This is a genomic window from Marinobacter sp. MBR-99 (genome assembly GCF_040547575.1).
GTDB lineage: Bacteria > Pseudomonadota > Gammaproteobacteria > Pseudomonadales > Oleiphilaceae > Marinobacter.
Genome location: NZ_JBEPPY010000009.1, coordinates 1 through 25,836 on the forward strand (window position 1 = coordinate 1; position 25,836 = coordinate 25,836).

23 protein-coding genes are annotated in these 25,836 nt (G+C 57.7%); 8 read left to right on the forward strand and 15 right to left on the reverse strand.

All coding sequences use genetic code 11. The features are described from left to right. Window positions 1–62: 62 nt before the first annotated feature. Complete coding sequence (locus ABIE59_RS09245; RefSeq protein WP_354446248.1) at window positions 63–1,724, reverse strand: FG-GAP repeat domain-containing protein; 1,662 nt, start codon at window positions 1,722–1,724, stop codon at window positions 63–65. A 380-nt stretch (window positions 1,725–2,104) separates the two neighbouring features. On the opposite strand from ABIE59_RS09245, the gene ABIE59_RS09250 reads away from it, so the two are divergent. After that, window positions 2,105–3,982, forward strand: a complete 1,878-nt coding sequence (locus tag ABIE59_RS09250) for an MFS transporter (protein WP_354446250.1) — start codon at window positions 2,105–2,107, stop codon at window positions 3,980–3,982. 113 nt (window positions 3,983–4,095) lie between these two features. Continuing rightward, window positions 4,096–5,463 carry a WS/DGAT/MGAT family O-acyltransferase gene (locus tag ABIE59_RS09255; protein WP_354446252.1) on the forward strand — a complete coding sequence of 456 codons (1,368 nt, stop codon included), beginning with the start codon at window positions 4,096–4,098 and terminating at the stop codon, window positions 5,461–5,463. On the opposite strand, the gene ABIE59_RS09260 is transcribed toward ABIE59_RS09255, so the two are convergent. Together ABIE59_RS09260 and ABIE59_RS09265 are read right to left on the reverse strand one after the other, a co-directional pair. After that, on the reverse strand, window positions 5,464–5,871 hold the full coding sequence (locus ABIE59_RS09260; protein ID WP_061331279.1) for an NINE protein: 408 nt from the start codon (window positions 5,869–5,871) through the stop codon (window positions 5,464–5,466). It abuts the gene before it with no gap. Window positions 5,872–6,271: 400 nt separating this feature from the next. Next, the gene (locus ABIE59_RS09265; RefSeq protein WP_072678799.1) at window positions 6,272–7,378 is read right to left on the reverse strand and encodes an AraC family transcriptional regulator; all 1,107 of its coding nucleotides are present in this window, start codon (window positions 7,376–7,378) and stop codon (window positions 6,272–6,274) included. Window positions 7,379–7,607: 229 nt separating this feature from the next. Between ABIE59_RS09265 and ABIE59_RS09270 the strand changes: the two genes are divergently transcribed. Beyond that, window positions 7,608–8,501 (forward strand): metal-dependent hydrolase, encoded by an 894-nt coding sequence (locus ABIE59_RS09270; protein WP_354446255.1) that lies wholly within the window; start codon window positions 7,608–7,610, stop codon window positions 8,499–8,501. A 204-nt stretch (window positions 8,502–8,705) separates the two neighbouring features. On the opposite strand, the gene ABIE59_RS09275 is transcribed toward ABIE59_RS09270, so the two are convergent. From ABIE59_RS09275 to ABIE59_RS09295, 5 genes are all read right to left on the reverse strand, one after another. Beyond that, on the reverse strand, window positions 8,706–9,479 hold the full coding sequence (locus ABIE59_RS09275) for a class II glutamine amidotransferase (protein ID WP_354446257.1): 774 nt from the start codon (window positions 9,477–9,479) through the stop codon (window positions 8,706–8,708). 50 nt (window positions 9,480–9,529) lie between these two features. Beyond that, window positions 9,530–10,636, reverse strand: a complete 1,107-nt coding sequence (locus ABIE59_RS09280) for a GGDEF domain-containing protein (RefSeq protein ID WP_354446259.1) — start codon at window positions 10,634–10,636, stop codon at window positions 9,530–9,532. A 94-nt stretch (window positions 10,637–10,730) separates the two neighbouring features. Beyond that, on the reverse strand, window positions 10,731–11,546 hold the full coding sequence (locus tag ABIE59_RS09285; RefSeq protein ID WP_058092851.1) for an SDR family NAD(P)-dependent oxidoreductase: 816 nt from the start codon (window positions 11,544–11,546) through the stop codon (window positions 10,731–10,733). Window positions 11,547–11,676: 130 nt separating this feature from the next. Beyond that, window positions 11,677–12,282: a 5'-deoxynucleotidase gene (yfbR, locus tag ABIE59_RS09290; RefSeq protein ID WP_354446261.1), complete on the reverse strand. Its 606-nt coding sequence runs from the start codon at window positions 12,280–12,282 to the stop codon at window positions 11,677–11,679. A 23-nt stretch (window positions 12,283–12,305) separates the two neighbouring features. Then, entirely contained in the window at window positions 12,306–15,122 is a 2,817-nt protein-coding gene (locus tag ABIE59_RS09295) for a DUF748 domain-containing protein (RefSeq protein WP_354446263.1), read from the reverse strand. Window positions 15,123–15,298: 176 nt separating this feature from the next. Here ABIE59_RS09295 and pdxH point away from each other — a divergent pair, with 176 nt between their 5' ends. Genes pdxH through ABIE59_RS09320 form a run of 5 tightly spaced genes read left to right on the forward strand, consistent with a single transcriptional unit; the run spans window position 15,299 to window position 18,079 of the window. Beyond that, on the forward strand, window positions 15,299–15,934 hold the full coding sequence (pdxH, locus tag ABIE59_RS09300) for a pyridoxamine 5'-phosphate oxidase (RefSeq protein WP_354446265.1): 636 nt from the start codon (window positions 15,299–15,301) through the stop codon (window positions 15,932–15,934). Continuing rightward, a complete protein-coding gene (locus tag ABIE59_RS09305) occupies window positions 15,903–16,664 on the forward strand; it encodes a 4'-phosphopantetheinyl transferase family protein (RefSeq protein ID WP_354446267.1) in 762 nt (253 codons plus the stop codon). Before pdxH ends, ABIE59_RS09305 begins: the two co-directional genes overlap by 32 nt. Window positions 16,665–16,679: 15 nt before the next feature. Then, window positions 16,680–17,264 (forward strand): DNA-3-methyladenine glycosylase I, encoded by a 585-nt coding sequence (locus ABIE59_RS09310; protein WP_354446269.1) that lies wholly within the window; start codon window positions 16,680–16,682, stop codon window positions 17,262–17,264. Window positions 17,265–17,321: 57 nt separating this feature from the next. Beyond that, complete coding sequence (locus tag ABIE59_RS09315; RefSeq protein ID WP_354446271.1) at window positions 17,322–17,627, forward strand: DUF6482 family protein; 306 nt, start codon at window positions 17,322–17,324, stop codon at window positions 17,625–17,627. Further along, complete coding sequence (locus ABIE59_RS09320) at window positions 17,624–18,079, forward strand: DUF3429 domain-containing protein (protein ID WP_354446273.1); 456 nt, start codon at window positions 17,624–17,626, stop codon at window positions 18,077–18,079. The genes ABIE59_RS09315 and ABIE59_RS09320 overlap by 4 nt, the downstream gene beginning before the upstream one ends. 2 nt (window positions 18,080–18,081) lie before the next feature. Here ABIE59_RS09320 and ABIE59_RS09325 read toward each other — a convergent pair whose 3' ends face one another. The 7 genes from ABIE59_RS09325 to ABIE59_RS09355 all read right to left on the reverse strand — a co-directional run bounded on the left by ABIE59_RS09325 (window position 18,082) and on the right by ABIE59_RS09355 (window position 25,708). Continuing rightward, on the reverse strand, window positions 18,082–19,074 hold the full coding sequence (locus ABIE59_RS09325; RefSeq protein ID WP_354446275.1) for a sigma-70 family RNA polymerase sigma factor: 993 nt from the start codon (window positions 19,072–19,074) through the stop codon (window positions 18,082–18,084). 240 nt (window positions 19,075–19,314) lie between these two features. After that, a complete protein-coding gene (locus ABIE59_RS09330) occupies window positions 19,315–20,766 on the reverse strand; it encodes an aspartate kinase (protein ID WP_354446277.1) in 1,452 nt (483 codons plus the stop codon). Window positions 20,767–20,816: 50 nt separating this feature from the next. Further along, window positions 20,817–22,085, reverse strand: a complete 1,269-nt coding sequence (ectB, locus tag ABIE59_RS09335; protein ID WP_354446279.1) for a diaminobutyrate--2-oxoglutarate transaminase — start codon at window positions 22,083–22,085, stop codon at window positions 20,817–20,819. Window positions 22,086–22,266: 181 nt separating this feature from the next. Then, the gene (ectA, locus tag ABIE59_RS09340) at window positions 22,267–22,782 is read right to left on the reverse strand and encodes a diaminobutyrate acetyltransferase (RefSeq protein WP_354446281.1); all 516 of its coding nucleotides are present in this window, start codon (window positions 22,780–22,782) and stop codon (window positions 22,267–22,269) included. Between the two features lie 148 nt (window positions 22,783–22,930). Next, window positions 22,931–23,887, reverse strand: a complete 957-nt coding sequence (locus ABIE59_RS09345) for a hypothetical protein (RefSeq protein ID WP_354446283.1) — start codon at window positions 23,885–23,887, stop codon at window positions 22,931–22,933. Further along, window positions 23,880–24,302 carry a hypothetical protein gene (locus ABIE59_RS09350; RefSeq protein WP_354446285.1) on the reverse strand — a complete coding sequence of 141 codons (423 nt, stop codon included), beginning with the start codon at window positions 24,300–24,302 and terminating at the stop codon, window positions 23,880–23,882. Before ABIE59_RS09350 ends, ABIE59_RS09345 begins: the two co-directional genes overlap by 8 nt. 2 nt (window positions 24,303–24,304) lie before the next feature. Then, complete coding sequence (locus ABIE59_RS09355; protein WP_354446287.1) at window positions 24,305–25,708, reverse strand: sodium:solute symporter family transporter; 1,404 nt, start codon at window positions 25,706–25,708, stop codon at window positions 24,305–24,307. Window positions 25,709–25,836: the final 128 nt, after the last annotated feature.

Consider the following 25,836-nt stretch of genomic DNA (forward strand, 5'->3'; position numbering starts at 1 on the left):
GCAACCCATATCTCTGGCAGCCTGAGCCAGGGAAACAACCGGATCATAGCTTAGGGACACCATCAGGTTGTCCAACTGATTGGGTCCACCTCAGTTCCATCATCTACCAGTCTAATCACCCTACTCACGTTGTATTCCGTCACATCAATGCCAGGAATGACTCCGTTTCTTGAGAGAGACACGTTACCTGGACCCGCAGGCTGGGTAGAGTATTCAGTCCATCGAAAACTATCAGACGAACTCGAGGCACGCTCTGGAAATAGGATCTCACTATCTTTATCCCCATTGAGATCCGCGATAATGGGCTTAATTCCAATAGCGATATTGTTATAAAAGCTGAAAAAGAAGCGGGCTTCATTCTGCCCTCCACTACTCATGGTGACCGTAGTCGAGGGAATCGCGTCGAGACGGCGCTTTACCGCCGTTCCATTTGGCTGAGATAGCAACACATGCCAGCTGTGAGTACCACTCAAAGCACTGGTATTGAAACTGCCTTCCGCGAATATGATGTCATCTCTGCCATCATGATTGATATCTGCAACAACAAACCCGGTTCTAACATCCACGGTTGTGCCATGAATGTTCGTTTGCTGTGCAAGTAGTTGTTTAGGCTCGAGCCACTCATCGTGTTGACCGCCTTCGTGGACCACGACTCGCCCGCTAGCACTGACTGTAATGATGTCGGAGATGCCATCCCCGTTCCAATCACCTTTGAACACGTTTACTAGCCAGCGGCCATCTCCGGAGAAAAGTTCTCTTTGGACCGACCGTTTAATCTCCGGCTTAAAGGTGTTCGCATAGGGTTGCCAATCGAACGTCGCAACTTCGGCACACACCCAATTGGTAGCACCAAAACTTTCAGTACCGCACTCAGTAATTTTCGCAAGATTTCTGCTGGGAACAGAGTAAGAAGCGTAGGAGAATTCGTACTTCCTCACGGGCGTATTGGCAATATTTATACTTACCTGCCTAATGGCCCGATTACGCCGAATCGCTCCCTTCGATAAGCCAATATATCTCTCGATATCTACTGCGTCCGAGTATGTAAAATCTACGTGCACGTGACCATACCGAATCTTCTCCGGTAACGCTTCAGTGGCAGAGATGGATATCCCGTTATACGTTGTCCTTTCCTTATAATCGATTAAGATTTCATTGCCATATCGGTCTGTAATTCGCTCTGCATACCATGCATATGCGCGAGTTCCGTCAGTTGGACGAATACCGTATGTTAGGTAGGCGATATTTCCATTTCGATACTCAACTTTAAAGCCACCGGGCTGACTCGTTACCCGTGTGTATGATTCACTTGCCGTTCTGTAGGTGGTGCCACTTTTCCAGTATTCTCCATCGACGGCCTTCAACTGATTACCATCGAGACACAAGCGGTCTGTTGATGTCACGGTTACTGGTTTATTCTCGTAATCTCCACGGGTAATCGACGGTCCACATCGTCTTAAGTTAGGAATACCAAGAAGTTCTGTCCGCGAACCGAACAAACCAGCTTCCCTTCTATCCGAATAGCCAACCGTCAGACCAAATGCAAGCCGTCCGGGTAGAGGCGGAAGGTTTAGAGGAACGTTATAATCGAAACTGCCCGTGTTAACCGAGCTTTCTCCACCTGCCAGAGTAAAATCGTCCGATTGTACTCTCGGCGCAACAATCGTCACGGCCAAGCCAAACAAAAAAGCCCAGAGCAGGTTCGCGGGCAAGTCAATTCTCATACCTTTCCACCTGAATAATTAATTACAGATCGTAGTCGGCACGTTCTGCCGACTACGATCTAAGGTCATAAAGAAAAGAAATGTATGGCGCGACAAGAATTAAGACTGTTGCGCTTTGACCAACGCAGACCTTCTCTACAGACTGGTTACATCCCTGTTCCTTCGTTCGCAAATCCATTTCCATTAATGATGGTGATCATCCACTTTACAAAACAAGCATTACCATTAGCCCATATTCTTTCAAGTCCATTTGGGAGACTTTCATCACACTCCGAGACATAACCAAATATAAGATCATGCAGATTAATCTTTCTTGACCACCCTCACTGGCGGGTTTAGTCTCCGGCAACATTACAAGACCAATCGAGGGTGCCCGGGTCATGGAAGATCACAGTCAGTTTCGCCTGCTGTCAGAGCGACGGTTCCTGCCGTTTTTTGTGACCCAGTTTGCCGGGGCATTCAACGACAACCTGTTCAAGAACGCCTTGCTGTTGCTGGTCACTTACACCGCCGGGGGCCTGTTCGGTTTGTCGGCGGATGTGGTGGTCAACCTCGCCGCCATGCTGTTTATCCTGCCGTTCTTTCTGTTCTCCGCCATTGCCGGCCAGGTGGCGGACCGGTTCGAGAAGTCTGCCGTGATCCGCTGGATCAAGTTTGCCGAGGTGGTGATCATGGGCGTCGCCGCCGTCGGGCTCTGGTTTGGCTGGTACGAGATGTTGTTCCTGCTGTTGTTCCTCACCGGTGTGCAATCGGCCTTTTTCGGACCGGTAAAATACGCCATTCTGCCTCAGGCCCTGAAGGATTCGGAGCTGGTGGGTGGCAACGCGCTGGTGGAGATGGGCACCTTTGTGGCCATTCTCGTGGGCACGTTAATGGCGGGCGTGATGATGAAAGCCCCAGTGCCGGGCCCGGTGATTGCGGTGGCCGTTGCGTTGCTTGCCGTCGCAGGCCTGATCGCCGCGCTGCGGATTCCCAAGGCAGAGGCGGCCGCGCCGGATCTGAGGATTCGGTTCCGCCCGCTCCGGGAAACCTGGAAGCTGATGGCCATCGCCCGAGACAACCACAATGTGTTCCTGAGCATTCTGGCCATCTCCTGGTTCTGGTTTCTCGGCGCAACCTACCTGACCCAGTTCCCCAACTTTGCCAAAACCCATCTGATGGGTGACGAAACCGTGGTCACTATCCTGCTGGCCATTTTCACCATTGGCATTGCCGCCGGCTCCATCGCCTGTGAGCGGCTGTCCGGCCACAAGATTGAGCTGGGCATTGTGCCCATCGGCTCCCTCGGGCTCAGTTTCTTCGGCATTGACCTGTACTTCAACATGCCCGAGCAGCCCATCCCCTCAGACTGGTGGATGATCATCACCGATCCGCACTATCGCCAGGTGGCCATTGATTTGCTGGCCATCGGCATCTTTGGCGGGCTGTTTATCGTGCCCCTGTATGCCTATGTTCAGCGAGAAGCCTCGCCAGACACCCGGGCGCGGGTGATCGCCGCCCTCAACATTTTTAACGCCCTGTTCATGGTGATCAGTGCCCTGCTGGCCATGCTGATGCTGGGCATGATTGGGCTGAGCATTCCCGAGTTTTTCCTGGTGCTGTCTATCATGAACCTGATCGTGGCGGGCTTTGTCTATCAGCAGGTGCCGGATTTTGCCCTGCGCTTTGTGATCTGGGTGCTGTCCCACACCGTTTACCGGGTCAGCCATCATCACCTGGACCGGATTCCCGAGGAAGGACCGGCGCTGCTGGTCTGTAACCACGTGTCCTACATGGACGCCCTGGTGATTGCCGGTGCCGTGCGCAGGCCGGTGCGCTTTGTGATGGACCACAACATCTTTTCCACCCCCATCATGGGCAGCTTCTTCCGGCTGGCCAAGACCATCCCCATTGGACCGAAATCCAAAGTCCCGGAGATCTACGAAGCGGCCTTTGACCGCATTGATGAGGAACTGGCCGCGGGCCACCTGGTGTGCATCTTCCCGGAAGGCAAACTGACCAAGGACGGCGAAGTGGATACCTTCAAATCCGGCGTGGATATGATTCTGCAGCGCCGGCCGGTCACCGTCGTGCCAATGGCACTGAGAGGCCTGTGGGGCAGTTTCTTCAGCCACTGCGGCGGCCCGGCGTTCAGCCACCTGCCGAAGCGTTTCTGGTCCCGCATTCACCTTCTGGCCGATGATCCGGTCGCCCCGGAGCACGCCGCTGCACCGTTGCTGGAGGAAAAAGTCAAAGCCTTGCGGGGTGACCATCGCTAATACCACCTGCCGCGTAGTCGCCGGGCTAACACAGCGTAGGGTTAATAAAGTCAATCAAGCCCGGGCCGACTTGCGCTAGTATCGGCCCATAGATCAATAACAAGGATTGCGCTGTGAAACCTCTGAGCCCCACCGATCAACTGTTTCTCTGGCTGGAAAAGCGCCAGCAACCCATGCACGTGGGTGGTCTCCAGCTGTTTTCCTTCCCGGAAGGCGCGCCGGATGATTACGTGGCCCAACTCGCAGACCAGTTGAGAACCCAGCACCGCGTGACCAGGCCCTTCGACCAACGGCTGAGTTACAAACTGGGGCAACCGATGTGGGTGGAGGATGAACATCTCGACCTGGAACATCACTTCCGCTTTGAAGCGCTGCCCACCCCTGGCCGTATCCGGGAGCTGTTGTCGTTTGTCTCCGCTGAGCATTCCCACCTGATGGACCGCGAACGGCCGATGTGGGAGGTACATCTGATTGAGGGCCTGAAAGACCGGCAATTCGCGATCTACACCAAGATTCACCATTCCCTGGTGGATGGCGTGTCCGCCATGCGCATGGCCACCCGGATGCTGAGTGAAGACCCCACCGAAATGAGCCTGCCGCCGATCTGGGCCTTACCCCCCAGACAAAGGGCCGAGCGGGACGATAACAGCCCGTCCCTGTGGCGCAGCGTTGCGCATTTGCTGGGCAGTTCCGGAAAACAGCTGGGCACCATTCCTACGGTGGCGAAGGAATTGCTGAAAACGGTCAACCAGGCCCGTAAAGACCCCGCCTACGATTCCATTTTCCATGCACCCCGCAGCGTGTTAAATCAGAAGATCACCGGTTCACGGCGCTTCGCCGCGCAATCCTACTGCCTGACCCGAATCAAGGCGGTGTGCGAGGCCTCCGGCACCACGGTAAATGATGTGGTCACGGCCATGTGTGCCTCGGCTCTGCGTACCTATCTGATGAACCAGGATGCATTGCCGGCAAAACCGTTGATCGCCTTTGTGCCCGTCTCCCTCCACCGGGACGACAGCTCCGACGGTAATCAGGTGGGTGTCATCCTCGCCAACCTGCACACGGACGAGAACGATGCCGGCCAACGATTGCTGAAAATCCATCACGGCATGCAGGAAGCCAAAGACCGCTACCGCCATATGTCGTCTGAAGAAATCATCAACTACACCGCCTTGACCCTGGCACCGGCCGCCTTCCATCTGCTGACGGGCATGGCGCCCAACTGGCAGACCTTCAATGTGGTGATTTCCAATGTGCCCGGGCCGTCCTCACCCCGCTACTGGAACGGCGCCAAGCTGGAGGGTATGTACCCGGTATCCATCGCCATGGACCGCTTGGCCCTGAACATGACCCTGACCAGCTACAACGGCCAGGTGGAGTTCGGCCTGATTGGCTGTCGCCGCACCCTGCCCAGCCTGCAGCGTATGCTGGACTACCTGGAAGACGGCCTGGTGGAGCTGGAAGCCGCCGCCGGCCTCTAATTAGCCGATCTGGTCAGCGTGATTACGCTCCGAGATCTGGCTGTTCAGGGTCCAGAAATCGTACAGCACACCAATCAGGAACAAGCCGCCGGTGAGCAGGTAGATGATGCCGGTAATCCACTTGCCCATGTACATGCGGTGCACACCGAACACGCCCAGGAAGGTGAGCAGTATCCAGCTGATGTTGTAGCTGATATTGCCTTCCTGGAATCGCTTGTCGGCCTGGCGGTCCATGCTGGGGATCAGGAACAGGTCGATGATCCAGCCAATCAGGAACAGCCCGAAGGTGAAGAACCAGATGGTGCCGGTGATGGGTTTGCCGTAGTAAAAGCGGTGGGAGCCGAGGAATCCGAAGATCCAGAGCAGGTAGCCGATGATTTTGCTGTGGGTGTCTGGTTGTCCGTTCATCTTGGTTCCTTTTTTGGGGCTTTAACTCCGGCCCTAGCCTGTTGGTTTTGGGGGCGGGACTGGGGAGGTGGGATTATTTTTCCCTTGGAAAAAACAACTCGCTTCGCTCAGACATATTTTTTCTGGCGGGAAAAATAATCCCACCTCCCCGTCCGTCACAATATCGGGGCATAGGCGGGGAAAGACAACTGCGAAAACAGGTAAAGAACACTGACAAGAACATTCAAAATCGGCCCATTATCAAGAGGTACGCCTTCTCACAGGTCAGCAGGGCGCAGGGTGGTCAGAGAATTTTTCCTGTGAAAAAGATGTCTGAGCGAAGCGAGTTGTTTTTCGCAGGAAAAATTCTCTGACCACCCTGCGACCACGCTCCCAACCCAAAGGCGCAACAAACAAACTATCAAGGCCCCACCTCCGGAGCCGGATCAACCCCACCTTCCCGAAACTCGGAAGCCGACTTGCCGGTCCACTTGCGAAATGCCCGGCTGAAGTTGGACAAGTCGGCGTATCCCAGCTCATAGGCAATCTCGCTGACCGACTGATTGGTGTATCGCAACAGCTGGATCGCCCGGTCTTTCAGTACCGCCTCAACGATTTCACGGTAACTGGTGTCTTTCTCCGCCAGCCGCCGTTTCAGGGTTCGGGATGACACGCAGAAACGCTCCGCCATGGCTTCCAGGGACGGCAGTGGCCCGGGCGTCATGCGCAGCATGTTGCGGATCGCCAGCACGATATCGCCCTGTTCCTTCAGCGCTTTCTGCAACTCAAACTCGCACTGGTCCCGGGCCATGCGGGAGGCTTCGGCGTCGGCCAGGCGCATGCGAACATCGAGAAGCTTGCGGGGAAACACCAGCATTTCCTCTGGCTGGCCGTACTCAAAGCGCACCGGTAACTGGCTGGCAAACCGGGCGTAGTAGGCCGGCTCCGGGCCGGACAGGCGCACCGAGACTCCTGGTAACTTACCGTCCTCCAGGGCAAAACCCCGGCTTTCGGCGTCGGCACGGTCCAGTAGTTGTTCGGTTAACAGGATCAGGGTGGCACTGACGGTTTCGGCCAGAAATCCATACAAGCCCGGCACGTCGAATTCGGTGCATAGCTGCACCAGCACCTGATCACCGGCCAGGGACTGTTTCATGCTCAGGAACGGGGCCCGAAGTTGCAGGTAGCGGCGGACCGAATCCAGTGCCCCTTCAAAGGTCGGACTGGTCAGGGCGGCAAAACCCAGAGTGCCGTGAATGGTCAGCCGCAGTTCCTTGGCCAGGTGGAAGCTAAGGCCATCCTTTCCGGCCAGCTCCAGGGCGCGCTGGGCCATGAGGATGGCATCGGTTACGAAGATGCGACTGTCGTTGGCCTTGAGGTCGTCGGCCGTGAAATCCAGCCCCTGGTATAGGGCCCGGTCGTTGTGGCCAAGCTGGCGCACCGTTTCACCCAGTACCCGCAGGTAAACGCCGGGTACCAGGAACAGCCCCAGCATTTGTCGTTCTTTGTCTGCACTGGTTGATGCCATGCCATGTCCCTGATTGATATTTGTCGTGTTTCTGACTCTATCAGAAGCCACCGCCACTGGCAGTGGGGCGGCTCGCACCGATTTACCTGTCTCCCGGGCCAATTGTGCGGCGTTTTTTGTCCCAATGTGAACGACAGCCGTCCCAACCTCGCATTCTGTAACGCCGTTGACTCCTCCACACTGGCCCCATGACATCAGCCAAAGCGTTCAATCGCAGAGGAGTACAGACATGCTGACAACAACTCAAACAGACAAGCAAAACAAGGTTTCCCATACACCGGACAATGTCTCGATCAAGCCGCAGCGCATGGGCTTTGAATTTGGAGAACAGGTACCCCGGTACTGGTTGGATAACAATTACCTGATCAGTCATACCATGAATGCGCTGTCGGTGCTGTTCCCGGAGGGCGAGCAGTTCTTTGTGGATTCGGTACGGGCATTCCGCGATCAGATTCAGGACAAGAAACTGAAGGATGAGGTTCGAGGCTTTATTGGCCAGGAAGCCATGCATTCGCTGGAACACATTGCCATGAACCAGCACGTGCGGGACCAGGGCATGCCAGTTGAGGAAATGGAGCGTGACCTGAAGGTGATTCTGGACGTGGCCCGCAAGCTGCCAAAGCGTCACCAGCTGGCCATTACCTGTGCCCTGGAGCACATCACGGCGATGATGGCCGACATGCTGCTGGAGCGGGACGACGTGCGCGAGGATATGCACGAGACCATGCGCCCGCTTTGGGTATGGCACGCCATTGAGGAGACCGAACACAAGGCGGTGGCCTACGATGTTTTCCAACAGGCTGGCGGCACCTACGCCGAGCGGGCGTTCTATCAGGTATTCAGTACCGTCGCACTGGGCATTGTGGGTACCTGGTACACCGGCCGAATGATCATGCACGATCGCAAGCATTTCTCGTTGAAAGATGCCGCCAAGGGCATGTGGCGTATGTGGGGCAAGGACGGTGCGTTTTCCAGCCTGATTCCGACCTGGCTGGAGTACTTCAAGCCTGGTTTCCACCCCTGGGACAAGGACAACAGTGAGGTGATCGGGCGGTTCAAGGCGGAGATCGAAGGTTATATTGCGCCGCAGTATAAGAATGGCAATCGGCGGACCCTGCAGTAAGGTCTGCCGCTCAGCGTGACTCCGGGGGCTCTGGAGTTGCGCTGAAGGTTCTGGAGTTACGCTGGCGAGCGGGTTGGGAGGGCTTACCTTCCGGAAAAAACAACTCGCTGCGCTCAGACATCTTTTTTCCTGCAGGTAAGCCCTCCCAACCCACTCTCCTGCTTGACTAGGCTTTGTGCTCTGGGCTCTTTTTGGCCCGGAGTGTTATTTTCCGCCTGCCGCTATCACTTCTCCCTTTTTCCACAGCCGCCACTCGCCTGGCTGGTAGACATCCCATTGTTCATCGCTGGTCAGGGGTTCGGTAACGATGACGCTGACAATGTCGTTGGGGGTGGTTTCGGATTCGAAATCGACGGTCACGTCGGCGTCTTTTAGGCGAGCCGGTCCGAAGGGGGCTCGGCGGGTGATGCTGGCCATTTTGGTGGTGCAGTAGGTGAACAGCCAGTCGCCGTTACTCAGCAACAGGTTGAACACACCTTCACGGGCGTAGGTTTGTGACAGGCGCACCAGTCTCTCGACCACTTCCTCCAGAGGTGCATTGCGGTCACAGTGACTGCGCAGGTGGTTGAGGATGTCGCAGAACAGGGCTTCGCTGTCGGTGTCGCCCACCGGCTCGTAGAACCCCTCTGCGGCCCGAAATTTGGAGAGCTGGCCGTTGTGGGCGAAGACCCAGTAGCGGCCCCAGAGTTCGCGGATAAACGGGTGAGTGTTGGCCAGGCAGATTTCGCCGACGTTGGCCTGGCGGATGTGGCAGATGGCCACTTCGCTTTTGATCGGGTGGGTCTGGACCACTTCGGCCAGGCGGGAGCTGGCGCTGGCGTCGGAATCGTGGAAGCTGCGAACGCCCTTTCCTTCATAGAAGGATACGCCCCAGCCGTCTTTGTGGGGGCCGGTTTCGCCACCACGGCGGGTCAGACCGGTGAAGCTGAAACACAGGTCGGTGGGGGTGTTGGCGCTCATGGCCAGCAGTTCGCACATGGTGAATTCGGTCCTTGGCTGTCGATGCTGTCCGCCCTAGGATACCCGATTCAAACCGTACCTCCAGCCACGGTTTTTTCGCTCCGGTCACGGTGTATTGGTCCCGCCGGGGCCACCCGATTTCGCCCGGCGCGTTTGCCGGTGTAAAGGCAGCGGTCGGCGACACAGAACAGGGTTTCGGCGTCCTGGCCATGGTCAGGCCACTGGGCAATGCCGAACGACGCCGTCACCCGGATACCGGCCTCACCGTAGCGTAGCTCCCGGCCGGCAATACGTTCTCGCAGTTCGTCCATCAGTTCAAAGGCGTCTGCGGGTTTTACGTCCCGCAGGATCAAACCGAACTCTTCACCACCAAGACGGCCCACGGAGTCAGTAGTACGCAGGCGTTCGCTCAGACATTGGCCAATGTTGCGCAGCACGTGATCACCTGCATCATGGCCCAGTGTGTCGTTCACCAGCTTGAAATGGTCGATGTCCATCACCACCAGCGCAAACCCGCTGCCGTTGCGTTCGCATTCGGCAATCGTGCGGGCCAGGGTGGACTGGAAATTAGCCCGGTTAGCCAGGCCGGTCAGGGCATCGGTCTGGGCCATGTCCACCAGCCGTTGCTCGGCCTCCTCCCGGCGCTCCTCGTACATATGCATGAACACTTGCATAAGCACGCCGCACAACACCATGTTCAGCAGATCAATCATGCCATGGGCGGTACCGACGGTTTCCAGGAAGAAGTAGTAGACAACAAGGCCGACAACCATGAACGGCACGCTCAGGATCATGCCTTCGCATTTACCCAGCAGCAAATAGGCCAGCACCGGCATCATCAACACCCAGACAAACGCCGCGATGGAGGCATCCGGCAACAACATGATGACAATAAAGAATGAGAAGATGGCCACCAGGTAGGCGTAGATCCACTGCTGCAGGTGGGGCGTGGTCTTCAGCCGTTGCGCACCGAAGAACAGAAGGCCGCTGGCAAGCAGTTCAATGGCAGACACCCAGGGGAATCCGTTGAAAAACTGAAGCACAGCAAACACCACCAGTGCGGAACCGGTGACAAAAAACAGTAATCTTGCGAGCGTACGGCGGTGATTGTCCCGCAAACCGGAGCGGCTGTGTTCCAGCGCCGCGCCCAGATCGGGATGCTTTGGCGTATTCATGCTGACTCTTCCCTGGATCAGCCTCAGAGTATAGCCCTTGAAGACTGGTTGTAAAATAAGCAATCGGTATTCAAGGGCCGGGGGTTAGAACCGATCAGACGTACAGGTTCTTTCTGGAGAAACGCTCCACCAGTGGCTGATAGGCAGAGCCCAACAGGCGGTTGATGGCATCAATACCCCAGGCATCCGGGCCCACCAGGATGCGGGATTCGTTCTTCAGAATGCCTTTGACGATGATTTCGGCCGCCTTGTCCGGGGTGGTCATGGCCAGCTTGTCGAAGCCCTTACGCTGGGCGTCGGCGTTTTCGGACTTGCCCATACGAGCGGCGTTGGCAATGTTGGTACGAATGCCACCCGGGTGCACACAGCTGACATGCACCGGCTGGTTCTCCAGCTTCATTTCCTGGCGCAGGGATTCGGTGAAGCCACGAACGGCAAACTTGGCGGCGTTATAGGCGCTTTGCTTGGGCACGCCAATCAGGCCAAATACGCTGGAGATGTTCACCACGTGGCCGTCGCCGGAGGCGATCAGATGAGGCAAAAAGGCCCGTGTGCCGTGGGCAACGCCCCAGAAATCGATGTCCATGACCCACTTGAAGTCGTCGTCAGTCATTTCCCGCACCGTGGCAGACAGCGCCACACCCGCGTTGTTGATCACCAGGTTTACCTGGCCGAAATCTGCCTTCACCTGTTCGGCGTGGGCGTAGATCTCGTCACGGTCAGAGACGTCCAGGCGGTAGGTTTTCACACGGTTCTTGTCCAGGGTGGCGACGGTTTCCGCCAGGCCAGCTTCGTTGACATCCGACAGCGCCAGGCGGCAGCCCCGGGCTGCTAGGGCATGGGCCAGGGCACGGCCAATGCCGGAACCTGCACCGGTCACCACGGCGACTTTGTTTTTCAGATCTTTCATGGCGGGAGCCTCTTGTTGTGGTCTTTCAATTAAAGCAGCGTCTGCATACTTCGCCACTTTAGAGGCGCGCCAGCACCAAACCTATGGCACTGGACTCCGCGCGGTGCCGGCAGTCGGGCCAGTGGGGGCGCTATCCCAGCAGGTTATCCAGAGGCTGGTCATAACCCGGCGCGAACACCTCCAGAAAGTACTGGACCTCGGGCAGCCCGTCGGCATCCAGGCGGGACCTGATCTGGACCTCGGCAGGAACGAACTCCGGATTTCCCGCGCGGATTTCCGCCCGGCATTTAAGCCAGGCCGACAACCGGTCCGCCGCCTTGATCAATTCCTTTTCCTGCTCAGCCAGCCGGGACTCCCGAACATAGGGCGAGAAGTCATCCCGGAGATCGGCCGGCAACAAGGCCAGTAACTCCGCTTCTGCCTTGTGTTCGATATCACCGAAGGCTTCCCGCATCACTTTCGAATGATATTTCACCGGTGTCGGCATATCGCCGGTGATCACCTCGGTGGCATCGTGGTAAAGCGCGGCAGCCGCGATGCGGTCCGCGTTGACCTGGCCGTCAAAGTGCCGGTTGCGGATCAGCGCCAGGGCGTGGGCGATGGTGGCCACTTCCCAGGAATGGGTGGCGACGTTTTCTTCGATGGCATTACGCATCAAGCCCCAGCGCTTGATCCAGCGCAAGCGGGAAACATAGGCAAAGAAGTGGCTGGCAGTGCGCTGTGTCAGACTGGCCATAGAACTACCTGATTCGATTAGAATTAACGGACGTTCAGCGTGAGCTGCACGGTGACAAGCCCCTGTTCATCGGTAACGGCCTGGCGGGACGGCTCCAGGGTGAACAGCTGGGCCGGGTCTACTTCATGGGTTTCCTGCAGCAGGCGGCGAACCGCCAGCCCCCGGTTGGTAGCCAGTTGCCCCAGGGCCTCTGGCGGCAGCGGGCGCTCACCCTCGCGCCAGGCTTGTTGTGCCTGGGCCCAGGCTTCGTCGGTCAGTTCCTCACCCCGGGCTTCCATCCGGGCGCGCAGTAGCGCCAGAGCGTCAGCTTCCGGATTCACGCCGCCGCGAACGTTCAGCACCAGCTCAGGGCGCTCTCTCAAAGCCTTTGCCAGGGCCGACAGTTTGGCAGCCTCACCCTCTGCCAACTCAACGCTACCCGGCACAAAACTGACCTCGCCCAGGTCTTCACTACTGAAGCCCGCCAGATCCGCCAGGGAGCCCAACATGCTGAAGGGGGATGCAGCGGCTTTCACCAGCAGGTTCACAAAGGCGCGCATGACGATCTGGCCGACCCGAAATTCCGGATCGGCAATATCACCCTGCACCGGCAAGTCGACCTCAATGACGCCACGGCGGTCGGTCAGCAGCGCGAGGCCGAGCTTGACCGGCGCGCTGATGGCCTCATCACTCGGTACGGCCTGACCCAGTTCCATACGGTCCAGCACCACCCGATTTGAGGCTTTCAGACGGGTGCCGGTGAATTCATAGTCCAGATTCATTTTGAGCTTGCCCGAGTCGACGGCGTAGCCCAGGTATCGGCCGAAGTAGGGTGACAATACCGGCAACGCCAGATCCTCCATGGCCAGGCGAATGTCGCTGGTATCCTCGGTGCCCAATGCGCCCAGCGTGCCTTCAAAGGTGACGGGGGCAACGCCTGCGAGCCGGCCCTTGAGGTTCACCCGTCCTTGCTGTGGCGGCACATTACTGATGCCGCTGACCGCACCTGTCAGATTATCGAAGTTTGTGCTGAACGGTGGCTCCAGTGTGCGATCGGAATAACCGACGGCGCCGTCTTCAACCACCAGTTCGTTGATCCGGAAAACAAACTCCGGTTCGCCAGAGCTGGCTTCGGGGCTGGTCGATTGCGTAGATGTCGGCTCATTACCAGTATTCGACTGCCTGCGAACGATCCGGGCCAGATTGTGTACGCCATCAAGTGAACGAACGACGTTCAGAGTAGGCTGTGCCAGGGTAACCGTGCCGATTTCCAGCCTTGGCGGGTAAACGTTGAATTCGATCGGTGCCAGGCGCAAGGTGCGCCAGCCCAACAGGGAGGATTCGTCATCAGACAGCCTTAAATCCAGGTTCACGATCTCGCCGGTGCCGCTGAAAGTACCGGTCAATGGGTCATCCTGACTGTCCAGGTCCAGATTGCCGTCGAAGCTCAACTGGCCATTGGCGACAGACAGACTGGCGCCTTCCTGCAAGTATGGCTCAATCACCGAGAGCTCAAGCTGCGATCCTGAGACCGCTGCTTCCAGCGTAAAGGGCATGGGTGTCAGCTGGCCGTTGGCGGAGACACGGCCACCGCTGGCGAGTCCGGAGCCGATTCGGTAGCTTACCGGCTCGTCCAGCAGGTCAGACAGGCCGCCCAGGGTAATATCCAGTCCCACCAGCTCCAGCTCGGCAGGCGATTCCAGTGCCGCATCCCGCCAGCGCACCCGGCCGTCGGCCAACTCAACCCCCTGCACCGACCAGCGGAAAGACTGTTCGGAGCGGCCAGGCTGCTGTTCCGGAGCTGCTTCATCGTCTGCGCCCGGTAATGATGCCAGCCAGTCAATCCGGCCCTCGCGGTCCCGGGCGGCGGCCAGAAAGGGCTGCCGTATACTGACCTTCCCCACGCGGGCGCTCAGGGCCGACAGATCGAAACCAATGCCCTCAACACTCACCGTTTCGGCAGCAAAGGCCGCCTCATCGGTGCGGTCGTTCAGTGCAAGGGCGATATCCCGAATTGCCAGCGTGCCATCCGAGGTGATCAGCTCAAACGGCTCCCCGCCGCCAAGCTGGTAGTGGGTCTCAATGGTTAGCCGACCATCCTGCAAGCGCCAGGGCATAAACGGCGCAAGAAAATGACCAAGGGTGTTATGGTCCAGATCGGAAATCCGCAGACGGCCTTCGGAATAGAGTGGGGCAATACTCAGTTCGCCATCCCATTCAATGGTCTGCTCACCGAGTGCCGCGATCACCGAATACTGGCTGCCAGCCGCCTCCCGGGGCCAGGTGGCCAGATCGCTGATGGACAGATCAAGCGGGGTAATCCGGAATTCCGCAGTCTCGGCCTGGCTAAAGTCCCGAAACAGCAAGACTCCGCCATCGATGACCAGTTGCTGAAACAGCAGCTTGAGCGGGGTACTCGCCTCCGGGGCACTGGCCGTTTCAGGCTCGGGGGCTTCCGGTCTTGAGACTTGCCAATCACGGGCAAAGTTGACGCTGTAGTCTTCCAGCAGGTCCACGCGGATGAACGGCTCGTGCAGGCGAATGTCCTGAAAACTCACAACCCCCCGGAAAAGCGGGAAAAGACCGAGGTTGACGAACAGCCGATCGAAACCTAACACCGGTTCACCCTCGCGATCCTCGGCCGACAATCCGGTCACTTCAGCGGTCAGAGTGAACGGGTTGGTACGCAGCTCAGCCAGCTCCATCTGCCAGCCCATCTGTTGGTCGAACTGCCCGGGCAGTGTTTTTTTCAGCCACCAAGGCAATGCCAGGAAGCCGACAAGCGCGTACAGGGCGGCCAGAACCAGCACCACAACAGCCAGGTTTCTGGGCAAACGACTGGGGGATGGGCTCCGGGCCACGCAACTCTCCTTGATAGATCGCGAACTGACGGGGCCGGACAGCCCCTTGCCTGACACAAGGATAGTCCTCCCGGCGGGCCTTTGTCAGCCGCTGACAGCTCCGCGTGAACCCGTTATGCTTGGGCGTCGTACTTGAAGACACTTATCAGTCGGTACCGCAAGACGAGGAAAAGTACATGGACATCGGCGACATGCGTCGGGATTTTGAAAGTGAAGGGCTGGACAGAGAACACCTGAACGACGACCCGGTGATTCAGTTTCAGGCCTGGTTTGAGGATGCCCGTAACGCCGGTATTCTGGAACCCAATGCCATGTCATTGGCTACCACTGGCACTGACCAGATGCCAGATCTGCGCACTGTGCTCCTAAAGTACTTCGATAGCCATGGCTTTGTGTTCTACACCAACTATGGCAGCCGCAAAGCCCGCGAACTGGATGAGAACCCCCGGGCAGCACTTCTTTTTCCGTGGATTGGACTGAACCGACAGGTGCGTATTCAAGGCAGGGTCGAGAAGGTCAGCAAAGCCGAGTCCCTCAAATACTTTGCTTCCAGGCCCCGTGGCAGCCAGCTCGGCGCCTGGGTCTCGGAACAGAGCAAGGCCATTACCTCAAGGGGACTGCTGGAACAGAAAGTAGCGGAGATGAAACGCAAGTTCAGTTCCGGCGAAATTCCCTTGCCCAGTTTCTGGGGTGGTTATCGGGTGGTACCGGAACGTATCGAGTTCTGGCAGGGACGGCCAAGCCGACTTCACGACCGTTTTGAATACGTGAGAGAGGCCGATGGCTGGACCATCCAACGACTCCAACCCTGATCGGCCCAGCATCTGGCTGTGTCATCGGATTAACCAGGACACAGAACAAGCACCGGCGTGGATGACCGGTTTTGAGGCTGAAACGCTGGCGCACCTGGCCGGCGTCCGCCGTTACGAGTTCCTGACCAGTCGGTGGTTGCTCCGGCAGGGCCTGGCAAACACCAGCAGCCTGCCCCCCGAGCGCTGTCTGCCGGTAGACGGGCGCCCCAAACGCGCGGTCAACCCGGAAGGCCGGTATCTGTCACTGAGCCACAGCCACGGGCTCTGCGCAGTGGCCACAGACACCCGGCCGTTGGGGATTGATATAGAGCCAAGCCAACGCCGGCCCGATTGGGTCGCCGTCGCCAGGCGCTGGTTTTCCCCCATCGAACAGGAGTGGCTGTTCCGGGCTGATGACCCCTTCAGCTTTCTCAAGGTGTGGACCCTGAAAGAAGCATGGCTCAAGGCCACCGGCCGTGGCATTGCCGGTAACCTTCAAACCCTGGAGGTGCGTAACCAGTTTGAGCTCTATGGCGACCAGCCTGACAACACCTGGTTCGCCAGTTGCTTCTACGTAGAAGGTTTTCTGGTAACCTTGGTCTACAGGGGTACAGACCAGGATGGTCCGGGCAGCTGGCCCGACATCACCCTGCTGGAACCACCCCTGGATGACTACAGCCTGGCGTTGGCGGGCACCCTGGAAGTGAGCTGGGAACCTATGTTCCACCGAGTCATCCGGGCAAAGCGATAACCAGGACCCACTGTTATGGACCAAAATGCCGAACGCTGCCCCTGGTGCGGCACCGATCCGCTCTACGTGCATTACCACGATACCGTTTGGGGCCGGCCGGAATACGGGAGCGAGGCCCTGTTCGAAAAGCTGTGCCTGGACGGCCAGCAAGCCGGACTAAGCTGGATTACCATACTGCGCAAACAGCAGGGCTATCGCGACGCGTACGCCGGCTTTGATCCTGAGGTCATTGCCCGGTTTACTGAGCAGGACGAAGCGCGCCTGATGCAAAACCCGGAGATTATCCGTAACCGGCTGAAAGTGCGATCTGTGGTCACCAACGCCCGCAGTTACCTTGAACTGCAGGAAAGGGGCATCGAGTTCACCACATTCCTCTGGCAATTCGTGGACGGCCAGCCAATCCAGAACCGCTGGCAGCGCCTTGAGGACGTGCCCGCCATCACAAAAGAATCTGAAGCCATGTCAAGGGCGCTGAAGAAGGCCGGTTTCACCTTTGTCGGCCCGACCATCGTTTACGCCTTCATGCAAGCCACGGGCATGGTCAACGATCATCTCGTTCAATGCCCGGCCTATCACGAGTGCTTTACGCTGTCACAATGATCTTACCGGGGTGGTTGCACGTAAGTTTCTGGGTAACACCACTTCGGGAGTCTGTCCGTGCGCATCACCCTCAACCAACTCAGAAACCTTGAGCAGCCTGTTATTGAACTGCTGGAGATCATTTCACTGGAAGGCCAGCATTACATGGCCAGACTTCACCGGCCGGAAGGTCTGATGCTGTTGTCTGACGACAACGGGCAAACACGCCTGTTTCGCAGCGCCTGGCAACTGCAGGACACCCTGAGCGATCTGGACGTGCGTGAAACCCAGATTGTTCACCCGTCCGCCTATCATGAAATGGTGGGCATGGAGCCGTCAGAATTTGAACCTATGCGGATACAGGTTCAGAGGCAACGGTCGTGATTGCAGTTGCTCGTCTCGCTATCCTGGTTGGCATAGCCGGCCTGGTGCCGTTTCTTGCCGGAACGGCCGGCCTGTTTGCGATGCCGGGGAAAAGTATCATAATCCTGAGCTGGTTCTACGCCTACAGCGCCGGCATTCTCGCGTTTATGGCCGGAATATACTGGACCATCGCACTGCAGCTGGAGAATCGCTCTTACCCCCAATCGCCACTGGTCTCGATGCTGCTCAGCCAGTTGTTTTTTGTCGCCGCCGGCGTGGGGCTGCTGTTACAAACTCCCCACAAGATTGCCCTGTACACCGCCGCCTACCTGCTACTGTATATTGTCGACGCTCGCTGGATGCGACTGTACTGGCCGGCGTGGTATCTGCGCCTGCGCCTGGTACTGACCACCGTGGTGCTGGCGTGCCAGATAACCGTTGGTGTATGGTTCTACCTCACCCACGGTGCCTGATATCAGGCACCGTTGTTCGGCTCGGAAAACCACTGTTGCAGCTTCTTTAATGCCGTCTTCTCTATCTGTCGCACCCGCTCACGGCTGATTCCCAGTTGATCCGACAGGGTCTGCAGCGTTTCCGGCTCGGATACGCCCAGCCCATAGCGACGGGACAGAATATCCCGCTCCCGCTCGGTCAATTCACCCATCATGGCCTGCAGAGTAATCCGCCGGTCCCGCTGCCGCAGTGGGTGGTCCGGAGACATGGATTCGCCGCTGGCCAGGCTGTCGCCCAGTGTGATGGAGCCGTCCTCCAGCAAAGGCACATCGGTGGACACTTCCCGGGCGGCCAGTGCTCTCAGTTCGCCGATGCGCGAGGGTGAGGCTTCCATGGCTTTGGCCAGTTCGGTCTGGGACGGTGTGCGGCCCAGGGCCTGGTGTAATCGCATGGAGGTTTTCTGGAGCTGGCGTATTTCCTCGACGACGTTCTCTGGTGTGTGAACCACCCTTACACCACGCTGCAGGCAACGCCGCACCTCCTCGCTGATCCACCAGTAGGCATAGGTGGAAAAACGAAAACCCTTAGCCGGGTCGTATCGTTCAACCGCCTTGATCAAACCCACATTGGCGTCCTGGATCAGGTCTGACATGGGGATACCGTGCTGGCTGTAACGGCGGGCGATGTGCACCGCCAGCCTCAGATTGCACTGTATCAGCCGGCGACGGCAGGCCATGGCCAGGTGATAAGCCCGGCGACAACGGCTGGAGAAGGCGCAGGCGTCGCCCAGGCTACCGACCACTTCCCGAAGGGTTTGTGGCGTGTTATCGGGCAAACAGAGTTCCTGGCTGATCACCCTTAAGCTGCGAATCAGTTGACGTGCGAGACGGCGTTCCGCGCCGTCGCTGAGAAGTTCATGTCGGGACGCATCCCTGAAATACAACCCTACCAGGGAATCCCTTTCACCATCGTGGGGAAGAGTCGGAGACGGTCCCTGCCGATCATGTATCTGCATTGGCTAAGGCACCTGTTGAAACTTTCCTGAATATACGCGATGGCAGAGAGGGCGGATTGCCAGAAAAAGTGCAGAAAACCGAGACAGGGCGCAGCGCTGGAAGGGATCGGATACGCCCGGCCATGTTACTTACCCGGTGAAAAACACCGGGCAAAACGGCCGGCCGGGCGCCCGATCAGGAGGCAAGACGTCCTCCATTACCCACCGGCAAAGCGACCGGTTTCGCCGGCGGGTAATTCTTCAGGTGGTTGAAGCCGCCACAATGGCGTACTCGTGATTGTGGGGTTCGATCAGAGCACCGTGCAGGGCCACAATCGCCTGATTGTAGTGGTCTTCTTCAATCACAAACTGGATATCCACCTGTCGCATGCACTGGTGAATCGCCAGAACGCTGATGTCCTGATCGGCCAGCGATTTTACGGAGCGCGCCAGAATACCAGGCACCTTCATATCACTGCCGATGGCAGACACCAGGGCCACTTTGCGGGTGCTGATTTCGGCATTGGGGAACTCTTCCTCCAGCGCCTTGACCACACGCTTTACATGCTTGAGCGTGGTGTCCACATAGTGGGTGATGGTGTTGGCATTGGTGTCCTTGGACATGAAGCGCACCTTGAAGCGGCTCAGCACTTCCAGGATTCTGCGATCTGAGCCGGGCTCGCCCTGCATGTCCTGGTCGAACACTTCGATGGCGAACACACCCTTTGCGCCGGCCACGATTTCCACCTGCGGCTTTTCACTGACGTAGTCGCCGGTGATCAGTGTGCCGGTGTGCTCCGGCTCGAAGGTGTTCATCACCCGCAGCGGAATCTCATTCTGGCGCAGGCCCTTACCGGCACGAGGGTGGATGGCTTCCATCCCCAGGTTGGCCAACTGGTCGGCCACGTCGTAGTTGGTGCGACCCAAGGGCACTACCTTGTCTTCGCCAACGATATTCGGGTCGGCGGAACTCAGGTGATACTCTTTGTGAATGATGGCTTCGCGGGCGTTGGTGATCACCGCCACCCGGCTGAAGGTCATTTCACTGTAGCCCCGGTCAAAGGTGCGCATCAGGCCTTCCTTGCACTGGGCGTAACCGGTCACAATCGGCAGTTCGCGGGTCAGGTCTACGTTGTCGAACGCCTGCTTGAGCTTCTGGTCCAGGGGCAGCAGTTCGCTGTCGCGCCAGCCAGTCAGATCGACAAACCGCGCATTGATACCTTCCTGCTGCAGTTTCAGCGCGGTGTTGAACGCACTGTGGGCTTCACCGATGCCGGCGAGCATTTCCCGAACCGTCAGCAAGTGCTCTTCCAGTTGGAACTGACCATAGGAACACAGGCGCTGAAGGTCGATCAGACAACCCCGAACCCCTTCAATGCGGTCGGTAATGAACTGGTCGGCCTGCTGTTTGAGCATGGGGTCTTCAAACAGATCGCCGTTGATGTCGGTCAGGAACTGGATCAGCTTGGTGAGGTCGTCGCCCCAGGCCCAGTCCGATTCGGCATCGGCAAACAGGGCATAGACACCCGGCTCGCCGGTTTTCTTGTGTTCCAGCAGCTCGTTGGTCACGCCACCGTAGGCGGAGACCACGAAAATACGCTGATAGAGGTCGCTCTTCTTGCGCTTGGCAATAATGATGTTGTCGCGAACGGCCTCGTAGTTACTCATGGACGTACCGCCGATCTTCTCGACGGTGTGTTGTGCCGTAGTCATGTTGTCGCCTTTGCTATCCTGCGGAATGTAAGTGTGGGATGGCGGGCGTCTTACGACGCCTCGCTGACACCTTCCTGCATGATTTCATCAACACTCTCGGCCAGGATGCTCACACCCAGGCGCAGATCGTCCTCACTGGTGGTCAGTGGCATCAGGCACTTGATCACTTCGTCGTTCGGACCACTGGTCTCGATAATCAGGCCTTTCTGGAACGCACGCTTGGTGATCGGGCCGGTCAGGTCCGCATGCTTGGCCTCAATTCCACGCATCAGGCCACGGCCTTTCATCCTGAACTCACCGGGGTACTTGTCGCAGATAGCCTGCAGGGCATCACCCAGCACCTTGGTCTTGGCTTTCACCTCATTGGCGAAGGCATCGTCCTTCCAGTAGGTTTCAACGGCGGCACGGGCGGTCACGAAGGCCATGTTGTTGCCACGGAAGGTACCGTTGTGCTCACCGGATTCCCATACGTCCAGCTCCGGCTTGAACAGCACCAGCGCCATTGGCAGGCCGTAGCCACTCAGGGACTTGGACACCGTCACGATGTCCGGCTTGATGCCGGCGAACTCAAAGCTGAAGAACTCACCGGTACGGCCGTTACCGGCCTGGATGTCGTCCACAATCAGCAGAATGTCGTGCTTTTTGCAAAGCTCGGACAAGCCTTTCAGCCACTCGGCACGGGCAGCGTTCAGGCCACCTTCACCCTGAACGGCCTCAACGATGACCGCCGCCGGCAATTCAACGCCAGAAGAGCTGTCTGATAGCACTTTATCCATAATGGTCAGGGTATCAACGTCTTCACCCAGATAACCGTCGTAGAACATGAAGTCGACATGGCCAAGGGGAATACCGACTCCACCCCGGTGATGTTCGTTACCAGTTGCCGCAACCGCACCGGTGGTCACACCGTGGAAGCCATTGGTGAAGGAAATGATGTTGGTACGGCCCTTCACTTTACGAGCCAGCTTCATCGCCGCCTCTACGCAGTTGGTGCCGGTGGGGCCGGTGAACTGCATCTTGTAGTCCAGGCCACGGGGATCCAGGATGTACTTTTTGTACGCTTCCATGAAATCGTGCTTGGCGGTGGTGAACAGGTCCAGGCCCTGGCTTACACCGTCTGCCTCGATGTACTCAAGCAGGGCTTTCTTCAGAATGTCGTTATTGTGGCCATAGTTCAGAGAACCGGCACCGGCCAGGAAGTCCAGATACTGCTTGCCGTCTTCGGTGTACAGGTGCGCGTTCTTGGCGCGGTTAAAAATCACCGGGAAGGCACGGGAATAGACGCGTACTTCGGATTCAGTGGACTTGAAAATTTCCATTGTCTTGCCTCTTAGCATGTCAGGTTCGAGGTAAATGCGCGGTGCGCCTGCTGGTAAAACATGTCGGTCGCAACAGGCCCGCCGTGCGTTGATGTCAGCCGCATGGCAAGCCCACCCCGGGTGGCCTGCCGGCTGTTTTCAGGTTCGCGAACGGCGATTCACTGGCTGTGAATCAGGGTTCTCAGACAGGTTTCGTGAAAGGCCCAATGCGCAGCAGGAACTCAGAATCATGCTTGCCGCCAAAGTGGGTCTCTTTCTCGAAGTGCTCGTGATAGGTGAGCTCGGCTCCCAGATCACGGGCAAATGAGCGGAACAGCGCCCACGAGGCCTCGTTGTCTTCGGTAATCGTGGTTTCCAGGTGCGTAACCTTCTTGCACGCGTCCCGGCCGACGATTTCCTTCAGCATCCGCTTGGCGAGGCCCTGTCCACGACCTTTCTCGTGAACCGCCACCTGCCAGACAAACACGGTCTCGGGCTGTTGGGGAGGGATGTATCCGGAGATAAAGCCGACCAGATCGCCTTCCTTCTCCGCGGCCACGCCGGTTTCGGCAAAGTGGCTACACTGCAACAGGTTGCAGTAAATCGAGTTGGGGTCCAGCGGTGGGCATTCCGCTACCAGCTGGTGGAGCCTGTAGCCATCATCCTTCGTCGGTTTGCGGAGGGTGATGGCGGTGGTATTCGATCCTTCTGATGTCATAACGTGATCAATTCGCTTCAAAAGTTAGAGTTGAATTATATAGACCACAAAATATATTTCAAGTCGACCACAGACAGCCACCCAGGACCATCCAGAGTAGATTCTTTCAGAATAGACCTAATCGAAACATTTGCCAGTGACAGATTGGTTACCGGAAGGACGGAAAAACGACGTCCTCCGGCGTGAGATGAGTGCCGCCGGTCAGGCGGCTCCGATAGGACGCGGCGGCAGGCGAACCCTCGGGCCAAAGCCGATCAAACTGTGACAACCACGCATCCACGTCGTAAGCCACAGGCATCAGGGAAACGTGCAAGCCCGGCCGTGCAATTCCCGCCAAAGGCTCCGCGAAGGGGCTTGTAAAGCCAATACGAGTAACCAACCCCCGGGAGTCGGCGCGTAAATTACCCATGCCGGCCGCCCCGTTATTAGCCACCATCCGCTGTTTTCCATCGACCTCGCTGGACCACACCACAGGCAGGCAGGTGTGGGTGCACGCAATCACGTCGGCATCGGTGGCGCGGAACCAATCCGCCAGTTGCTCCTCGTTACCTGCGGCAAACGATTCGTGAGCCAGACCCCACCCGGCCAGAGACTGGGGATCACCATGCAACACCAAAATCTTTAGGCCTCCAAATATCAGGCAGCGGTATCTCGGCAATACCGATAGTTTCTTTTGGATATCGGGATGTTGATTCGCCAGCGCCTGCAGGCGCTCCATTATCTGATTGGACCGCTCCACCACGGCCTGGCCCACATACTCCGGGTATGCGCAACCACAGCCCGCTCCGGCATTGGGAATCGAGAGCTCATAATCCACGTTGCCGAGAATGGCAGTATGGTCCAGCACGCGGCCATTGATTTCACGGAACAGAGCGGCATCGGCGTTGAACCAGTTGAAATCGCCATTGAACACCAGCTTAACCCGATGACCGTGGCGCTGCTCTGCCCGCACCATCGCCTCGATTTCGTCAAGGGCAAAAGGATTGCCGTACAGCCCGCCGACGATGTACAGCACACTGTCGAAGACGTGGGTGGGTTCACGACAAAGCTCCTCCGGCCGATAGCGGTAGGCCAGAGGGCAACTGCGCCCTTCTGTATCAGGCATGCCCGGGGACATCCCTTTCACCCGCAAACCAGCGCCAGCTATCAATCGCATCGAATACCAGCGAGATGCCGTTAACAACCAGTAACACCAGGATCAGCGCCAACTCTGGGTTGACCGGGCCACCCGTGGTCAACCGATACAACAGAAAAACCTGCAACGGCCCCCAGACGATCAGGTGAGGCACAGACATCAACCGACTCATGCCCTGGCAGATCAACATAATCGGGTAATTGGAAACAAGCACCAGAAAGGCCGACAGTGCCGCCCACCAACCGGCGGGCGTATCCAGAAACCAGAAGGCGGCGGCATTCACCGGAACCAAGACACCTGCCACCCAAACCTGCACCCAGAGCGGCAGGCTCCTGAACGATTTCCAGGTGGCGATGTGCCGGTCGACGAAACCCGTATTGGTCATGATTATGCTCCATCAGTCGCAAGCGAACGACCGGCCAAACGTCTGAGGATCAGGGGGACGAAGAAACCGACCGTGCAAATCAGAAAACCATAGGCATTCACACCCAGCAACATGGCGTAGGCACCATCACCAATCGCCCAACTGGAGGGGATCAGACCCGCCGCCAGCAGAACACCAAGACCAAGCCCGGTCCAGAAACTCAGGTGGAAGCTCCAGGGAGACCACTGGGTAAAACCATAGAACAGGAATACTGGTGCAAGGCCCATCACCATGGTGCCCGAGATGGTCGTGGCCTTGAGGATGTCGGTACCGGCGAACATGGGCAGGTTGCCGAGGAAAGCGAAAATCACCATCACCACCGCGCCCACTCGCATACTCGGCAGTTTGTCCTTGGCGCGGCGAGCCAGGCGGGGCAGATCCACCGCCAGGGATTTGGCCAGGGAGGTAAAGGTGGAATCCAGTGTTGAACCTGCCGAGGTCATCATCACCACGCTCATGAAGAACAGCGCGGCCAAACCAAGGGATTGACCAACCGCCGCCGGCGCATTTCCCACGGCTTCAATGCCATTGAGACGCGCATGCACGCCCACCAGACTGAAGATAAACACTGCCACAAAGCCAAGAAGACCCGCCACCACGAAGCTCTTGAGCATGGTCTTTTCCTTGTTCACAAAGCCCCGGTCGGTCAGCACCGGATCGTGGAACGGATAACTGAACAGCTGCAGCAAGGCCACCAGCAACAGGTCGAAGCCAGCGTTCAGGCGGAACTCGCCGCTGGTTAGCAGCGCGCTGGTGTCGTTGGCCGGAATAATCAGAAACAACACCGCCCCGACGAAGAATACAAACACAAAAGCCTGAATCACATCGGTAAAAATCGACGACCGCAGCCCGCCTTTGAGGCTGTACGCCAGGGTAAAAACGGTAAACAGCATCGCCGCAGCGTAGTATTCCCACTCACCGGGCAAGCCGAAATACCCACCGACCACGGCGGTGTTACTCCAGACTTCGTTATACAACCGGATGAGGATCGCCGCGGCAAACGCCAGGGCTGCGAACCGACCAAATCGGGAGGTCAGGAAATCCTGCAGGCTCCTGGCCCCGGTCTGGGTGCGGATCAGATAGATAACGTAACCCGCCACCGGAATCGACAACCAGTAACTGGCATAGGCCAAGCCGCCGACCACGCCATACGCCGCCCCGAGATTGGCGGCGTTGGTCACCGATTTGGCAAAGATCCAGCTGATAAAAATACTCGCCGTGAGCGACCACTGGCCCACCGGGTTGCCGTGGTCATCCGCGCCCTTGTAAAACGAATTAGCGTTCTTGCTCTTGGGCGACAGCACGTACATAACCACGCCGTAGACCACCAAGAATCCCCAGAACAGGGAGGCTTCAGTAATGTTCATTTTTTATTCCATTGTTTTGGTGCAGGTCATTGAGCGGTGGAGGGGGTTCCAAAACGAAAATCGTGGATTTTCTAATGGTTTTGGAACCCCCTCCACCGCTCAACGCCCCCGACATCGATAACAGCTTC

Excerpts from the sequence above, each read along its gene's own strand:
- ABIE59_RS09245 (WP_354446248.1), bottom strand. The coding sequence starts at position 1,724 with ATGAGAATTGACTTGCCCGCGAACCTGCTCTGGGCTTTTTTGTTTGGC.
- ABIE59_RS09250 (WP_354446250.1), top strand. The coding sequence starts at position 2,105 with ATGGAAGATCACAGTCAGTTTCGCCTGCTGTCAGAGCGACGGTTCCTG.
- ABIE59_RS09260 (WP_061331279.1), bottom strand. The coding sequence starts at position 5,871 with ATGAACGGACAACCAGACACCCACAGCAAAATCATCGGCTACCTGCTC.
- ABIE59_RS09265 (WP_072678799.1), bottom strand. The coding sequence starts at position 7,378 with ATGGCATCAACCAGTGCAGACAAAGAACGACAAATGCTGGGGCTGTTC.
- ABIE59_RS09270 (WP_354446255.1), top strand. The coding sequence starts at position 7,608 with ATGCTGACAACAACTCAAACAGACAAGCAAAACAAGGTTTCCCATACA.
- ABIE59_RS09275 (WP_354446257.1), bottom strand. The coding sequence starts at position 9,479 with ATGTGCGAACTGCTGGCCATGAGCGCCAACACCCCCACCGACCTGTGT.
- ABIE59_RS09280 (WP_354446259.1), bottom strand. The coding sequence starts at position 10,636 with ATGAATACGCCAAAGCATCCCGATCTGGGCGCGGCGCTGGAACACAGC.
- ABIE59_RS09285 (WP_058092851.1), bottom strand. The coding sequence starts at position 11,546 with ATGAAAGATCTGAAAAACAAAGTCGCCGTGGTGACCGGTGCAGGTTCC.
- yfbR (WP_354446261.1), bottom strand. The coding sequence starts at position 12,282 with ATGGCCAGTCTGACACAGCGCACTGCCAGCCACTTCTTTGCCTATGTT.
- pdxH (WP_354446265.1), top strand. The coding sequence starts at position 15,299 with ATGGACATCGGCGACATGCGTCGGGATTTTGAAAGTGAAGGGCTGGAC.
- ABIE59_RS09305 (WP_354446267.1), top strand. The coding sequence starts at position 15,903 with ATGGCTGGACCATCCAACGACTCCAACCCTGATCGGCCCAGCATCTGG.
- ABIE59_RS09310 (WP_354446269.1), top strand. The coding sequence starts at position 16,680 with ATGGACCAAAATGCCGAACGCTGCCCCTGGTGCGGCACCGATCCGCTC.
- ABIE59_RS09325 (WP_354446275.1), bottom strand. The coding sequence starts at position 19,074 with ATGCAGATACATGATCGGCAGGGACCGTCTCCGACTCTTCCCCACGAT.
- ABIE59_RS09330 (WP_354446277.1), bottom strand. The coding sequence starts at position 20,766 with ATGACTACGGCACAACACACCGTCGAGAAGATCGGCGGTACGTCCATG.
- ectB (WP_354446279.1), bottom strand. The coding sequence starts at position 22,085 with ATGGAAATTTTCAAGTCCACTGAATCCGAAGTACGCGTCTATTCCCGT.
- ectA (WP_354446281.1), bottom strand. The coding sequence starts at position 22,782 with ATGACATCAGAAGGATCGAATACCACCGCCATCACCCTCCGCAAACCG.
- ABIE59_RS09345 (WP_354446283.1), bottom strand. The coding sequence starts at position 23,887 with ATGCCTGATACAGAAGGGCGCAGTTGCCCTCTGGCCTACCGCTATCGG.
- ABIE59_RS09350 (WP_354446285.1), bottom strand. The coding sequence starts at position 24,302 with ATGACCAATACGGGTTTCGTCGACCGGCACATCGCCACCTGGAAATCG.
- ABIE59_RS09355 (WP_354446287.1), bottom strand. The coding sequence starts at position 25,708 with ATGAACATTACTGAAGCCTCCCTGTTCTGGGGATTCTTGGTGGTCTAC.